The 15,293-nt window shown below is 65.1% G+C and carries 12 protein-coding genes; 3 read left to right on the top strand and 9 right to left on the bottom strand.

Going from position 1 to position 15,293, the window contains the following annotated elements:
- The 5 genes from CF70_RS07760 to oxlT (CF70_RS07740) form a co-directional block, all read right to left on the bottom strand.
- Window positions 1–1,710 carry an NADH-ubiquinone oxidoreductase-F iron-sulfur binding region domain-containing protein gene (locus tag CF70_RS07760; RefSeq protein ID WP_035862743.1) on the bottom strand — a complete coding sequence of 570 codons (1,710 nt, stop codon included), beginning with the start codon at window positions 1,708–1,710 and terminating at the stop codon, window positions 1–3.
- Between the two features lie 203 nt (window positions 1,711–1,913).
- Complete coding sequence (gene oxlT / locus CF70_RS07755; protein ID WP_035862740.1) at window positions 1,914–3,227, bottom strand: oxalate/formate MFS antiporter; 1,314 nt, start codon at window positions 3,225–3,227, stop codon at window positions 1,914–1,916.
- Between the two features lie 714 nt (window positions 3,228–3,941).
- Window positions 3,942–4,163 (bottom strand): hypothetical protein, encoded by a 222-nt coding sequence (locus CF70_RS07750; RefSeq protein ID WP_035862738.1) that lies wholly within the window; start codon window positions 4,161–4,163, stop codon window positions 3,942–3,944.
- 150 nt (window positions 4,164–4,313) lie between these two features.
- Window positions 4,314–5,225: a LysR family transcriptional regulator gene (locus CF70_RS07745; protein WP_035862736.1), complete on the bottom strand. Its 912-nt coding sequence runs from the start codon at window positions 5,223–5,225 to the stop codon at window positions 4,314–4,316.
- 117 nt (window positions 5,226–5,342) lie between these two features.
- On the bottom strand, window positions 5,343–6,677 hold the full coding sequence (oxlT, locus tag CF70_RS07740) for an oxalate/formate MFS antiporter (RefSeq protein WP_035862734.1): 1,335 nt from the start codon (window positions 6,675–6,677) through the stop codon (window positions 5,343–5,345).
- Between the two features lie 212 nt (window positions 6,678–6,889).
- Between oxlT (CF70_RS07740) and CF70_RS07735 the strand changes: the two genes are divergently transcribed.
- From CF70_RS07735 to CF70_RS07725, 3 genes are all read left to right on the top strand, one after another.
- Window positions 6,890–7,831, top strand: coding sequence for a LysR family transcriptional regulator (locus tag CF70_RS07735; RefSeq protein ID WP_035862732.1), 942 nt, complete (start codon window positions 6,890–6,892; stop codon window positions 7,829–7,831).
- 98 nt (window positions 7,832–7,929) lie between these two features.
- Complete coding sequence (locus CF70_RS07730) at window positions 7,930–8,235, top strand: hypothetical protein (protein ID WP_035862730.1); 306 nt, start codon at window positions 7,930–7,932, stop codon at window positions 8,233–8,235.
- A 222-nt stretch (window positions 8,236–8,457) separates the two neighbouring features.
- The gene (locus tag CF70_RS07725) at window positions 8,458–9,024 is read left to right on the top strand and encodes a cupin domain-containing protein (protein WP_235184935.1); all 567 of its coding nucleotides are present in this window, start codon (window positions 8,458–8,460) and stop codon (window positions 9,022–9,024) included.
- 41 nt (window positions 9,025–9,065) lie between these two features.
- On the opposite strand, the gene CF70_RS07720 is transcribed toward CF70_RS07725, so the two are convergent.
- From CF70_RS07720 to CF70_RS07705, 4 genes are all read right to left on the bottom strand, one after another.
- Entirely contained in the window at window positions 9,066–9,839 is a 774-nt protein-coding gene (locus CF70_RS07720; RefSeq protein WP_035862902.1) for a fumarylacetoacetate hydrolase family protein, read from the bottom strand.
- A gap of 110 nt (window positions 9,840–9,949) precedes the next feature.
- Window positions 9,950–12,079 (bottom strand): acetate--CoA ligase family protein, encoded by a 2,130-nt coding sequence (locus tag CF70_RS07715; protein ID WP_035862727.1) that lies wholly within the window; start codon window positions 12,077–12,079, stop codon window positions 9,950–9,952.
- Between the two features lie 132 nt (window positions 12,080–12,211).
- Complete coding sequence (frc, locus tag CF70_RS07710; protein WP_035862725.1) at window positions 12,212–13,441, bottom strand: formyl-CoA transferase; 1,230 nt, start codon at window positions 13,439–13,441, stop codon at window positions 12,212–12,214.
- A 21-nt stretch (window positions 13,442–13,462) separates the two neighbouring features.
- Window positions 13,463–15,217: a thiamine pyrophosphate-binding protein gene (locus CF70_RS07705; protein WP_035862722.1), complete on the bottom strand. Its 1,755-nt coding sequence runs from the start codon at window positions 15,215–15,217 to the stop codon at window positions 13,463–13,465.
- Window positions 15,218–15,293: the final 76 nt, after the last annotated feature.

Here is a 15,293-nt window from a genome sequence, read left to right as displayed (position 1 = left end):
TCAGGCCAGTTCCTGGGGGAAATACTTGATCACGCAGTCCACCGGGTTGGGCGCGGCCTGCCCCAGCCCGCAGATCGAGGCGTCGCGCATCACCGCTGACAGGTCCGCCAGTGTGGCCAGGTCCCACTTCGGCCGCCCGATCGCATCCAGCGCCTTGGCGGTGCCCACGCGGCATGGCGTGCACTGTCCACAGGATTCATGCTTGAAGAAATGCATCAGGTTGCGCGCCACGGCAACGGCGCTGTCCTGCCGGGAGAACACCACGATAGCGGCCGAGCCGATAAAGCAGCCGTAAGGCTGCAGCGTATCGAAATCCAGCGGGATATCGCCCAGCGACGCCGGCAGGATGCCGCCGGAGGCGCCGCCCGGCAGGTAACCGTAGAAAGCGTGGCCGTCCTGCATGCCGCCGCAGTACTCCTCGATCAGTTCCCTCACGGTGATGCCCGCCGGCGCCAGATGCACGCCCGGCCGCCTCACCCGCCCCGACACCGAAAAGGAACGCAGGCCATGCCGGCCATTGCGCCCCTGGGCGGCGAACCATCCCGCGCCCTTCTCCAGAATCTCGCGCACCCAGTAGAGCGTCTCGAAGTTGTGCTCCAGCGTGGGCCGGCCGAACAAGCCGACCTGCGCCACGTAAGGCGGACGCAGCCTGGGCATGCCGCGCTTGCCTTCGATCGATTCGATCATGGCCGACTCTTCGCCGCAGATATACGCACCGGCGCCGCGGCGCAGCTGGATGTCAGGCAAACCCGGCACCGGCGGATCGGCATGCAGGCGGCGCAGCTCCTCGCCAAGCACCGCCCGGCAACCGGCATACTCGTCGCGCAGGTAGAGGTAGATCGCCGAGACCTGCGTCACCGCGGCGGCGATCAGCATGCCTTCCAGGAAGCGATGCGGATCCCGTTCCAGGTAGACACGATCCTTGAAGGTACCCGGCTCGCCCTCGTCCAGGTTGACCGCCATCAGCCGCGGCGCCGCCTCGGCCATCACGATGCGCCATTTGCGCCCGGTAGGGAAACCCGCTCCGCCCAGCCCGCGCAGGCCGGAATCCTCCATTGTGCGAAGCACGGATTCGAAATCGCGCTCGCCCGCGGCCAAGTCCCGCAGCAACTGGTAGCCGCCCTGCGCGCGATAGTCGTCGTAGCCCAGATAGGCTTCCGGCTCATGCCGCACGGCGCGTGCGGTCACCGTGCCGGCAATGGCTGGCGCGCTGGCGAAATCGACGGGATTCTGTCCGACCAGCGCCGCGGGCGCGCGCTCGCACCGGCCGATGCACGGCGCCGCCACGACCTTGACCTCGCTGCCCAGCAAGGCCGGCAACCTGGCGAGCAGGTCGCGGGCACCCGCAAGCTCGCAGGCGATGCCTTCGCACACGCGCACCGTCACGGCCGCCGGCTGCCGGATTACGCCATCCGCATCCTCGCGCACCACGTCGAAGTGGTGATAGAACGTGGCGACCTCGTAGACCTCGGCCTGCGACAGCCGCATCTCGTGCGCCAGCGCCACCAGGTGCGGGATGGCGAGCTGGCCGTAATGGTCGTTGATGGCGTGCAGGTGTTCGATCAGCAGGTCGCGCCGGCGGGAGGCATCGCCCAGCAAGGCTCTCACCTCGGCCAGCGCGGCCGGATCGGCCTGCCGCCCCTTGGGTTGGCGGCGCTTGCGCTGCTTGCCGATATCCTGGACCGCGATGGGAATGACGACCTGGTTCATGGCAATCTCGGTGACTGTCTCTCGTGGGTGCCGAATGGCAGCGGGGCAAGCGCTTGACACGCTTGCCCGCCGCTCTGGTTTTATCCTGCCTTGCCCGCCCGGCAGCCGCGCTGCAGGGTGCCGGCGGGGCGTTGCCTTCGATCATATTCCTATTCCCGCCACGCGCAGGCAAGCTACTGCCTGCAGCCGGCCCGACACGCTTCTCAGGTGAGGTCCTCCGGCACCGCACGGTATCCCATTGGCGCGGTATTGGCATGCACGTACTTCCTGGCGTGCGCCTGCCGCATCGGCTTGAGCACGAACAGGGCGAGAAAGGCGGACAGCCCTGCCATGCCGGACGCAAGCATGAAGACCGCGTGCCAGTCGCCAGTCGCGGCGGTGATGACGCTGGAGAACGGCACCAGCAGCGCCGCAGTGCCCTTGGCCGTGTATAGCAGCCCGGCATTGGTGGCAGCGAACCTGGGACCGAAGGTATCGCCGCAGGTGGCCGGGAACAGGCTGTAGATTTCACCCCAGGCGAAGAACACGACGCCGGTCAGCACCACGAATGCGATGGGATCCTGTCCGTACCTGGCCAGCAGCAGGATGCCGACCGCTTCGATGGCAAAGGCCAGGCACATGGTGTTTTCGCGGCCGATGTTGTCCGAGATCCAGCCGAAGAACGGACGGGTCAGGCCATTGAGCACGCGGTCGATGGTCAGGGCGAAGGTCAGTGCCGGCAGCGTGAGGCCGAGCAGCGAAACCGGCACGCCATCCAGCCCGAAGTCCTTGGCGATCGGGCCGAGCTGCGCGGTAGCCATCAGGCCGCCAGCCGCCATCATCACGAACATGGCGTACATCACCCAGAAGATCGGCGACGACAGGACCTGGCGCGGCGAGGCGTTGTAGGCGGCGGTCTTGACCGCGCTCGTGACCTGGTTCAGCACCTTGGCCGAAGGCGGATAGAGCGCCATGCCCAGGAAGAACACGATCAGGCCCTGGCCCAGCCCGAACCACAGGAAGGTGGCCTCATAGCCGCTGCTCTTGATCATGTTGGCGATCGGCACCACGGTGAGCGCCGAGCCCGCGCCAAAGCCGGCAGCGGTGATCCCCGCAGCCAGCCCGCGCCGGTTGGGAAACCACTTGAGCGCATTGCCCACGCAGGTGCCGTAGACCGCGCCCGCCCCTACCCCGCCAACCGCCGCAGCGAAGTACAGCATCGGCAGCGACGAAGCCACGGAGTTCAACGCCCACGCAATGGCGCACAGCAGGCCGCCACCGACCACCACGGGACGCGGGCCGTACTTGTCGACCAGGTAGCCTTCGATCGGCACCAGCCAGGTTTCGGTGACGACGAAGATGGTGAATGCCACCTGGATCGCCGTGCGGCCCCAGTGGTACTTGTCGTCGATCGGATTGACGAACAGCGTCCAGCCGTACTGCATATTGGCGATCATCGCCATGCAGATCACGCCAAAAACGAGCTGTACCCAAGGTGAGGCAAAGCGTGACTCGGGCGCGTTTTGCTGATGTTCCATTGGTGTCTCCTTACGGCGGGCAGGGCCGCCTTATGTGGAAAGGGCGTCTTCGGACACCTCTTCGGGATGGCGCTCCTGTGCGTCATTCCAGATACTGCGGTCGTTTCAGTGCTATACAGTATGTGATATATCAATATAGTCAAGACGCTTTTGGGCGGCTCGGAATCCACTGAAATCGCGTGACAGGCGCCGCGGCTGCGCACCGGAAAGCGGCACGCAGGTTACTCGTGCGCCACGCGCATCAAAGCAGGCGGCCACGCCCGGACGGCCTGCTGACGGATCAATGACTTAGGGCGCTGCGCCTCATCAATGGCGCGTGGGGAACAGCGGCAATCGCAATCAGAAACGGGGCGCGCGGAGTGCTCCGGCCCAAAGCGTCAAGAGCCACCCTCGGGAAAGTCCCTAGATAAAGTCAGGCTCGCGAACGGGTGAATGTGCTGAATGTCTGGCCCTTCAGAACAGAAGAGCGGAGAGGTGCAAGCATGATGCATGCGGGTGCCCGTAGCGCAGGCAGTGCCCAGGCCAGTGCGCAACGAGAGATGGCCGCAACCAAACGGCGCGCCAGGACATCGGATCGAACGAAAAAGGAAACGGAACCCGGGTGGCTCTGCAGACAAGCCAATAGGCCTACTTAGCGGGTAAGACCTCAACCAAAGACCAAAGCATAGCGGCAGCGATCGGCAGCCGGGCTCTGCCGATCGCACCACGCCAGCATCAGGCGCGGGCCAGTCGGGGTTCCACGCTCACGCCAGGGACGGCAGGACTGGCACGGCCAACACCGGCCGTTTCCTGCGACGCGCCGAGGCCGGCAAAGCGTCCGTGCTCCTGGGCGCGGACCAGCACAAGGGTCGGCACGCGGGTGGCGATCAGGAAGGTGACACCGACGCCAAAGGAAACCAGGCCAAGGGCGAGACCGAGAAGAAGGGCGCTGTCCATCAGAAAACTCCGGTAAGGATGGTGAGTAGGAGTTTTCATTATATGCTGCGGCGCACTATGTGTAAATATCCTGTATGTAATATATCAGAAGAAGTTTGGCATCTCCGCAACAGCCCCTGAGCCGCTCCCCACAGGGATGGCCGCTTCGCCCTACCCCACGCGCGCCACCAACGCCGGCTCATACTCCATCCCCCGCAGCGCATCCCAGATAGCGGCGGCATTAGGCTTGAGCGAACGGCTCTTGCGCCGCACCAGCATCACCGAAGACGTGACCTGCGGCCGCAATGGCCGCATCACCGCAGCTGGGTTCAAGCCAGCCGAATTGGCCCGCGACGGCACGATCCCGATGCCCAGCCCCAACGCCACCATGCCGAAAATCGCAGCAAAATGCCCCAGCGCCTGCAGCGACCCCGCCCGCACGTGATAAACGCCAAACGCCTGCTCCACGGCCGGCTGGATCCCCGAGTGCTGGTCCAGCATCAACACGTTGGCATCATTGAGATCGCCCCATCCTATCGTCTCCCGCGAGGCCAGCGGATGCTGCGAAGGCAGCACGGCGTAAAACGGGTCCGAACACAGCGCTTCGCAATACAGATCGTCGCCCGCCTCCGGATTGGTGGAGATGCCGAAGTCCACCTCGCCGCTGCGCACGCATTGCAGCACGGACTCGTGCGAGCGGTCCTTCAGGCAGATGCCAATCCCTGGCCAGGCCGAGCGGCAACCCGCCAGCCAGCCAGGCAGCGACATCGACGACAGTACCGGATCGGAAGCAATCTGCACGGTGCCCTGGCACGGCTTGCCAGTGCCGTGGCTCTCGCGCAGCGTCTGCTCGACTTCTTCGATCAGGTGGCAGATGCGCTGCGACAGGTGCTCGCCGGCATCGGTGAGTTCGACCTGGCGCGTGGTGCGGTCGAACAGGCGCTGGTCGATCTCGTCTTCCAGCTCGCGCACGCTGCGGCTGATGGCTGACTGCGTGAGCCCAAGCTCGGCCGCAGCGCGGGTAAAGCTCTTCTGTCGCGCCACGGCGGCAAAAGCCTTCAACTGCGGTAGCGAAATATTCATGATTACCCCTTCTGTATGCATGAGGCGCGGCAAACAGCCTTGCGCTGCCCGGCGCGGCGCATCGTGATGGCAATCGGGCCCGGATTCGCGTGACGCGGTCCGGGCCCGGCTGGGGATTCAGTCGCTCTTGCGGGGGGAGAGTCCCGCCAGGTAAGCCGTGCTGTCGGCTGCGGGCACCAGGGACTCGGCATGTCCGGTGATAAACCGCCTTCGCATCGGGGCCAGCACGAACTTGGCGGACAGTCCGGCGGCGATGGTCACGGCCGCCGCTACCGTAAAGACCGCGTCCCACCCGCCCCGCGCTGACAGGACCGAGGCCAGCGGCACCAGCATCGCGGCCGTGCCCTTGGCGGTGTACAGGGTGCCCGCGTTGGCCGCGGCGAACTTGCTGCCGAAGGTGTCGGCGCACAGCGCGGGAAAGATCGAGAAAATCTCGCCCCAGAACAGGAAGGTGAGTGCCGCGAACGTCATGAACCAGTACGGGTTGTGGCCGAACTGCATCAGGCCGAGCAGCGACAGCCCCTCGCCGATGAAGATAAAGAACATGGTGTTCTCGCGCCCGATGCGGTCCGAGATGAATCCGCACAGCGGCCGCGTCAGGCCATTGCACAGGTTATCGATCGACAGCGTCATGGTAAGCAGCGGCAGCGTGAATCCCAGCATCGTCACCGGCATCGATGCAAAGCCGAAGTCGCGGGCGATCGGTCCCAACTGCGCGGTGGCCATGATGCCGCCCGCCGCTACCGCCACAAAGGACGCATAGATGACCCAGAACACAGGCGTCTTCACCATCCGCCCTGGCGTGAACTCGATGGGATTGGTCAGCACCGCCTTGGCGGCCACGGCGCCGGCGGGCGGACGCGGCTTGACCAGCAGCAAGGCCATCAGCAGGATGCAGACGCCTTGCAGGATGCCGAAGGTGATAAAGGCTTGCTCGTAGCCGGAGCGATGGATCATGTTGGCGATGGGGATCACGGTGAGCGCCGAGCCCGCGCCGAATCCGGCAGCAGTCAGGCCGGCGGCCAGCCCGCGCTTGTCCGGAAACCACTTGAGCGCATTGCCCACGCAGGTACCGTAGACGCCTCCGGCGCCAATGCCGGCAATCACCGCCGCGAGGTAAAGCTGCGGCAGGCTCGTCGCATAGGCGTTGATGACCCAGGCCAGCCCCGCGCACAGCGCGCCGCCCGCCACCACCGGCCGCGGTCCGATCTTGTCGACCAGCCAGCCTTCCAGCGGCACCAGCCAGGTCTCGGTCACGATGAAGATGGAAAAGGCCACCTGGATGGCGGACTCGCCCCAGTGGTGCTTGGCATTCATCGGGCCCACGAATAAAGTCCAGCCATACTGCAGGTTCGCTACCAGCCCCATGCAAACCACACCGATTGCCAGCTGGAACCAGCGATTGCCAAGCCAGCCCGAACGGCCCGGGGCCGCCATATTGTCATGCGCCATGTCGTGTCTCCTGCATAGTGCGTATCGCGCTCTGCGGCGCGACGGGTAGGCTTCTCTGTGAGGGGGAGCCCTTGGTCACTACTTGATTGAGCGCGCCTGACATTGCGGCACGTGCATCCGTGGACTGATGCTAGTTCAAACTAAGTTCAGCTAAGCATAAAGTTTTTTATTATGATCATTTACGATCCCTTATAGATTGGACGGATGAGTGCATGAAGAACGCAACGCTGCGCCAGCTCAAGGTTTTCGAGACGGTTGCCCGGCACCTGAGCTTTTCGCGGGCGGCGGAAGAGTTGCATCTGACGCAGCCGGCGGTATCGACGCAGGTGCGGCAGCTCGAAGGCCATGTCGGACTCCCGCTGTTCGAACAACTCGGCAAGAAGATCTACCTCACGCCGGCCGGGATTGAAATGCTGCACTACAGCCGCAGCATCATGCAGCAATTCCGCGAAGCGGAAGACGCCATGTCGCAGCTCAAAGGCATTTCCGGCGGGCGGCTCAATGTGGCCGTGATCAGCGCCGGCGATTACTTTTTTCCGCGGTTGCTGGCGGAGTTCATGCAACGGCATGCCGGCGTGACGCTCAATCTCGCAGTGCACAATCGCGAGGAGTTGCTGCACCAGCTTGCCGGCAACCTGACCGACCTGGCGGTGATGGGTCGCCCGCCGGAAGGCATGGACACCATCAGCGAATCGTTCGCGCCCCACCCCTATGTCATCGTTGCCGCGCCCAACCACCGCCTGGTGGGCGAGCGCAACATCCCGCTCGCGGCCCTGGCAGATGAAGCCTTCGTCGCGCGCGAGAAAGGGTCCGACACCTGGAACTCCATGCAGGAAGGCTTCGCCGGACGACTGTCCAACCTGCGCATCGCCATGGAGATCAAGAGCACCGAAACCATCAAGCAGGCCGTGATCGCCAACATGGGCATCGCCTTCCTGTCGGCGCATACCGTGGGGCTGGAACTGCAGACAGGCAATCTCGCCGTGCTGGATATCGAGGGGTTCCCGGTGATGCTCAACTGGTATGTGGTGCACCGCAAGAACAAGCGGCTGCCACCTGTGGCGCTCGCCTTCAAGCATTTCCTGATGGAAGAAGGTGCCAGCCTGATCCAGCGCATCACCGGCGTGGACAGCCTGATCAAGCATAAACGATAGGTTATGGTTATTCAGTTAAACTTTAATTATCGTTAATTGATCGGCAAACCTATCCTCAGCTCAGGCCCACCTTTGATAGCCGCCCGAGGAGTCCGATCATGAACCAGGTCCAGTTCGAAGCCCGCCCCGCCGCCCATGCCGACGCCGTAGCCCCGCGCGCCCACGACGAATCGCAACTCGCGGCCTACAACGCCGCATTCACCGAGCTTGGCCTGCGCTTTCGCTGGGACAGCGAGATGTACGCGTGGCTGTGCGGCATCGAATGCGAACAGAGCCGGATCGCACGCTATATCGAGCGGTACCACGCGCACCTGCTCAACGCCTACGATGCTGACTTCCTCAGCCGCCTGATCCTCGACAAGAAATGCGATTACCTTCGCGCGATGGGCCAGAAAGCCAACTGAGACATCGGAAGCCCGAGAAGACGCGGCAGGAAGAATGGGCGCGGGAAAGCGCCCTATTCTCCTGCCGCGTGCCATATTGCGGCCGCACCATGGCGCCTACGCAGACGCGCCCCCAGGACCATGGCTGCAGCCATCCGCGCGCGCCGAATGTGCGCCAGCGCACTCCGCCGGCGAACGTGGCGCGCTATGGTCTGCCCACTACGCACTAGAAGGGAGACTGGCATGGGACAGAACATGTTCGAAGCCGGCGCACCAGCCGGTGCCCGCGCTCAGCGCCGCGAGGGGACGTTCGCCAGCTCCCGTACGCTTGCATTGCAGAACTGTCCGATCGAACCATCCTGGATCCGTACCGGTGCCCCGCGGACGCATGCCGCCCAGCACTCGGGCGCGATCGATGGCCTGGCATCCACCAATATCTGGGAATGCACCACCGGCACCTTCGAGTGGTACTACGGCTGGGAGGAAACCGTGTTTATCCTGGCTGGGCAGGTGAAGGTAACCAGCCCTGGCGGCCAGGTACATGTGCTCAAGGCCGGCGACATCGGCTATTTCCCCGCCGACACCACCTGGCTGTGGGAAGTCGATGGCTATGTGCGCAAGATCGCCTTCTGCCGCAAGCATGTGCCGCTGGTGCTGAATGTCCCCCTGCGGGTGCTTGCACGGCTGGGGCTCAGCCGCCGCCTGCGCAAGGGATGCGCCGCGGCATGCAACGCATTGCGCTGGCTGGCCGGGCGCGTCCGGCTGCGCGACACCTCCGCCCTGACCCTGCTGCTGACACTGCCGCTCTGACGCCGGCCGGGCGCGGGCCTTGCCCGCGCCCGCGCACCCGCTCAGCCGCGCATGTGATTGACCAGCGAACCGATGCCCTCGATCGTCACCTCGACCACGGCGCCATCCTTCATCGATCCGACACCGAGTGAAGTGCCGCAGGCGATCACGTCGCCAGGCATCAGCGTGAGATCCTGCGAGATCAGGCTGACCTGCTGCTCAGGCGAGAAGATCAGGTCCGACAGCGGGTAGTTCTGCCGCTCCGCCCCGTCCAGCCGCGTCACCACGCACGCGGCACGCCAGTCGAAATTCGTGACGATGGCCGGCCCCAGGCAGCCGAACGTATCGAAGCCCTTGGCGCGGCACCACTGCGGGAAACCGGGATCCTCGGCAATGATCTCGCCGGCGGTCACGTCGTTGACCACGGTATAGCCAAAGATATGCGAGGCGGCATCTTCCGGCGACACGTTGCGGCAACGGCGCCCGATCACGATGCCCAGTTCGCCCTCGTAGACGATCTTGCCCCCATAGCTGCGCGGCCGCAGGATGGCATCGCCCGGGCCCGCCACCGAGCTCGCCGGCTTGATCAGGAACAGCGGGTGCGCCGGCACCGGTTTTTCGAGCTTGCGCGCCAGCGCATGGAAGTTGTTCCATAGCGCCACGATCTTGCCCGGGTCGCACGGGCTCAGCAGGCGCAGCCCCTCGCGCGGCAAAGCCGCGCCGGTGGGTTCCGGCCGCGCGTAGCCGGGGCCGTCGTACTCGATGACATGATCCCCCTCGATACGGCCAAAACCGATCTCCCCGTCCCCGGTCTGGAAGCGAATCCACGTTTGCACAGTCAACTCCTCCGGCGGGCGCGGCATGCTGGCCGCGTCCACCCTTGTCCCGCATTGCCGAAAGCCGGGCCCGCACGCGGCGGGCCCGGCCTTGCCGCTGGGTCTTGGCCTCAGATCTTGCCGGCGCCGCGAGCCCACTTGTATTTGGCGCCCAGCACCGCGACCGGGATCTCTGTCGAGTAGGCATACGACGGCACGCCGTGTTCGTACAGGTACTCGGCTGCCTCCTCTACCTGCACGTCGCCTGCCAGCGAGGCCACGATCGGCTTCTCGATGCCACGCGCCGCCATTTCCTCCTTCACCTCCACCACCAGCTTCGCGAACACCATCGGTGGCGTGATGATGGTGTGCCAGTAGCCCAGGATGATGGCGTGGATGCGCGGGTCCTCCATGCCCAGGCGCAGGGTGTTCTTGTAAGTGGATGGCGGTTCGCCGCCGGTGATATCGACCGGATTGCCCGCCGCGCCAAAGGGCGGGATGAACTTGCGGAAGGCCGCGTCGAGATCGTCCGGCATGGTCATCAGCGACAGGTTGTTGTCCACGCACGCATCCGACAACAGCACGCCCGAGCCGCCGGCGCCCGTGATGATCACCACGTTCTCGCCCTTGGGCGTCGGCAGCTTCGGAATGCCCCGCGCATACTCCAGCAGATCGCGCAGCGAGCGCGCACGGATCACGCCGCACTGCCGGAACACGTCCTCATAGATCTTGTCGTTGCCGGCCAGCGCGCCGGTGTGCGAACTGGCGGCGCGCGCGCCCATGCTGGTGCGTCCAGCCTTGAGCACCACCACCGGCTTCTTCTTCGACACCCGCTTTGCGGCTTCGGCGAAGGCGCGGCCGTCCTTCAGGTCCTCGCAGTGCTGGGCGATGATCTCGGTGTTGTCGTCCTGCTCGAAGAAGGTGAGCAGGTCGTCCTCATCGATATCGGACTTGTTGCCGAGCCCGACAATGGCCGAAACGCCCATTTTGGCCGAGCGCGAGAAGCCGATGATGGCCATGCCGATGCCGCCGGACTGCGACGACAGCGCCGCCTTGCCCTTGACGTCGTAAGGCGTGCAGAAGGTCGCGCACAGGTTCTTTGGCGTGTAGTAGAAGCCGTAGATGTTCGGCCCCATCAAGCGGATATCGTGCTTGCGCGCGATGGCGACGATCTCTTCCTGCCCTTCCACGTTGCCGGTCTCGGCAAACCCTGAGGGAATCAGCACCGCGCCTGGAATATGCTTCTCGCCCACCTCTTCCAGCGCCCCCGCCACCAGCTTGGCGGGAATGGCGAACACCGCCACATCCACCTCGCCCGGCACGTCGAGCACGCTCTTGTACGCGGTCATGCCCATGATCTCGCCAGCCTTGGGATGGATCGGGTAGATCTTGCCCTGGTAGCCGCCGTTGATCAGGTTCTTCATCACCGAGTTGCCGATCTTGCCGTCCTCGTTTGATGCGCCGATCACGGCCACCGAATCGGGACGCATGATGCGGTTCATCTGCCTGACGATGTCTTCCTGGCTGGGGCGATAGCGCTCCGGCTGCGGCGCGAAGTCCACCACGATACGCACGTCGGCGGCAATGGCGCCGTCCTTGCTGGCGAATACCGGGTTAAGGTCAAGCTCCGAGATCTCCGGGAAATCGCTCACCAGCTCCGACACGCGCTGGATCATGCCGGCCAGCGCCTCGCGATTGGCCGGATCGGCGCCGCGCACGCCTTTGAGCACTTCGGCGGCGGCAATGCCGTCGAGCATCGACAGCGCATCCTCCTGGCTGGCCGGGGCCATGCGGAAGGTAATGTCCTTGAGCACTTCCACCAGCACGCCGCCCAGGCCGAAGGCCACCAGCTTGCCGAAGGACGGATCGGTGACGGCGCCGATGATGACCTCCTGCCCGCCGGTAATCATCTGCTGCACCTGCACGCCGACGATACTGGCGTTGGGGTCGTACTTCTTCGCATTCCCGACGATGGTCAGGTAGCCGCGCTCCACATCCGCGGCGCTTTTCAGGCCCACCAGCACGCCGCCGGCCTCGGTCTTGTGCAGGATGTCGGGCGAGACGATCTTGAGCACTACCGGATACCCCATCTTGTCAGCCAGCTCGACTGCGCCGGTCGGGGTCCTGGCCACGCCCTCGCCCGGCACCGAGATGCCGTAGGCATCGCACACCAGCTTGCCTTCGGGCGCAGTCAGTGCGTTGCGGCCTTCTTCCTTCACGGCGGCGAGGATCTTCCGCACCGCGTCCTTGTTGTGTGCCATGTCAGGTCTCCATCTGTTCATGGATTGCATAGGGATGAGCCGGTCCGCGCCCTTGCGCGAAAGCGCGAGGGCGGGCGGCTTGCAAACTCACTGTGGGAAGTGCTTGAAGTTCTCCTGGCTACGCTCAGGGCATCAGACTGCCCCGGCGGCGCGCAAGGCTTCGATCTGCGCGGGCGTGCGGCCCAGCCAGTCGAGGATCTCTTCGGTATGCTCGCCCAGCAGCGGCGAACGCTCGACCTCCACCGGCGATGCCGACAAGGTGATCGGACAGCCGAGTTGCACATACTGGCCGCGTTCCGGGTGATCCAGTTCCACCAGGTAGCCACGCTCGTACAGTGACTTGTCCTCGATCAGGTCCTTCATCGACAGGATCGGCCCGCACGGCACGTCGACCTCGTTGAGGGCATCCATCACTTCGAACTTGGTGCGCGTGCGCGTCCATTTCTCGATGATGGAGAAACACTCTTCCAGGCATTTGAGGCGGGCCTCCGGCGAGGCGAACTGCGGATGGGTGATCAGTTCCTCCCTGCCGCACAAGCGCATCAGCGGCTCCCAGCCTTGCGGCTGCACGATCACGTAGACGTAATCGTTGGCGCCGCCGGGCGCGCAGCGCAGCGCGGCGCCGGGCTGGCCGCCGCCCGAGGCATTGCCCGCGCGCGGCACGAAGTCGTCGAACTCCTGGTTGGGGTACTCGCGCATCGGCCCGGCGGCCAGGCGCTGCTGGTCGCGCAGCTTGACCCGGCACAGGTTGAGCACGGAGTCCTGCATCGCCACTTCCACGCGCTGCCCGCGCCCGGAATGCTCGCGTTGCAGCAGTGCCGCCAGGATGCCCACCACGCAGTGGATGCCAGTGCCGGAGTCGCCGATCTGCGCGCCGGTGACGGTGGGCGCGCCATCCGCCGTGCCGGTGGTGCTGGCCGAGCCGCCCATGCACTGGGCCACGTTCTCATAGGCCTTGCAGTCCGCGAACGGTCCCGGGCCGAAGCCCTTGATCGACGCGTAGATCAGCCGCGGATTCAGCGTCTGCAGGCGGTCCCAGTCGAAGCCGGCGCGGTCCAGCACGCCGGGGCCGAAGTTCTCCACCAGCACGTCGCAGCGCTGCACCAGGTCTTCCAGCAACGCCTTGCCCTCCGGCGTCTTCATATTGAGCGTGAGGCTGCGCTTGTTGGAGTTCAGCATGGTGAAGTACAGGCTGTCTGCGTTGGGCACATCGCGCAGCTGGCTGCGCGTGATGTCGCCGCGCCCCGGCAACTCCACCTTGATCACGTCCGCCCCCAGCCATGCCATCAGCTGGGTGGCCGAAGGGCCGGCCTGCACATGGGTCATGTCCAGGATCCGCACACCGTCCAGTGCCTTGTTCATGGTTTGTCTCCTCGCCACCGGTTACTTGTACATGGTCTGGTTCTTGGTGCCCGGCGCGTACTCGCGCGGGTCCACCCAGATATTGATCACGGCCGATTTTCCGGTGCGCTGCACCGCCTCGCGTCCGCGCTGCAATGCGCCGGCGATCTTGCCCGGCTCGCGCACTTCCTCGCCATAGCCGCCCAGCATTTCGGCGAACTTGGAGAACGGCACGTCCGACAGCAGGTTGCCGACGTTGCCGCGCTCGTCGCCGTACTTGGCGAGCTGGCCGTAGCGGATCTGGTTCATGGCGGAGTTGTTGCCGATCACCGCCAGGTAGGGCACGCCAAAACGGTTGGCGGTTTCCATGTCGAACGCCGTCATGCCGAACGAGCCGTCACCGTAGTAGCAGAGGATTTCCTTGTTCGGGTTGGCCAGGCCGGCGGCGATGGCAAAGCCGGTGCCGACGCCCAGCGAGCCCAGCGCACCCGGGTCCATCCACTGCCCGGGACGGCGCGGACGCACCGCCTGCGCGGAAATGGTCACCACGTCGCCGCCGTCGCCGATGTAGACCGTGTCGTCCGACAGGAACTCATTCAGTTCATAGGCCACGCGGTACGGATGGATCGGCGTGTTTTCCGAGCGGAACAGCGGCATCAGCTTGGCGGTGGCCACGGCCTCGGCTTCGGTCAGCTGGCCCATCCACTTCTGCCGCGCCTGGCGCTTGTCGTTCTTGATGCGGCCGCTGGCGGCCTGCAGCACCGCACCGAGGATGGCGCCGGGGTCGCCCACCAGGCCAAGGTCGATTTCGCGGTTCTTGCCAACCGTGCGGTAGTCCATGTCGATCTGCACCAGCGTCAGCTCCTTGCTGATGCGCTTGCCATAGCCCATGCGGAAGTCGAACGGCGTGCCCACGATGATCAGTACGTCGGCATTGGCGAAGGCTTGCGTACGGGTGCGGTCGAAGTGGTGCGGATCGCCCGGTGGCAGCAGGCCGCGGCTGGCGCCATTGAAGTAGCCCGGAATATCCAGGCCCTTGAGCAACGCGATGGCCTCCTCGTGCCCGCGCGCGGTCCAGACCTGTTGGCCATAGAGAATCGCCGGGCGTTCGGCATTGACCAGGATGTCGGCCAGGCGCTCGATATCCTTCGGGTCGCCAATCGATTTAGTGGAAGCACGATAGTGGCCGGGGCGCGGAATCACGGCGCGCGCCGCATCGACTTCGCGGTCGAGCACATCGCGCGGGATTTCCAGGTACGACGGGCCGGGCGCGCCATTGAAGCACTCGCGCGCCGCCATCGAGATCATGTCCGCCACGCGCTCGGTGCTGGGGATGGTGGCCGCGAACTTGGTGATGGGCGACATCATGTCGACGTGCGGCAGGTCCTGCAGCGAACCCATCTTGTGCTGGGACAGGGCACCCTGCCCGCCGATGTGGATGATCGGGCTTTCCGAGCGGAAGGCCGTCGCCACGCCGGTCACGGCGTTGGTGCAGCCCGGACCTGCGGTGGTCACCACGCAGCCCAGCTTGCCGGTCTGGCGCGCGTAGCCGTCCGCCGCATGAGCGGCTACCTGCTCGTGGCGCACGTCGATGATGCGGATGCCCTCGTCCACGCAGCCGTCGTAAATGTCGATGATATGGCCGCCACAGAGCGTGAAGATGGTGTCGACGCCTTCGTTCTTCAGGGCCCGCGCTACCAGGTGGCCGCCGGAAATAACGCCGGCATCGCGGGTCTTCTGCTTCAGGGTGTCTTCGGCCGTGGTGGATTCGGACCGCGTGGGTGCGACTGCAGACATGTCTTGGTCTCCTCGTTGACTGGGTTGCGACAGGCTGTGACGCGGACCTGGCCCGTTGTCACGACACCCTTTCGCC

The organism is Cupriavidus sp. SK-3, from assembly GCF_000611145.1.
Taxonomy (GTDB): domain Bacteria; phylum Pseudomonadota; class Gammaproteobacteria; order Burkholderiales; family Burkholderiaceae; genus Cupriavidus.
Note: the sequence above shows the minus strand (reverse complement) of the source record. Positions and strands in the feature narration are given on the sequence as shown.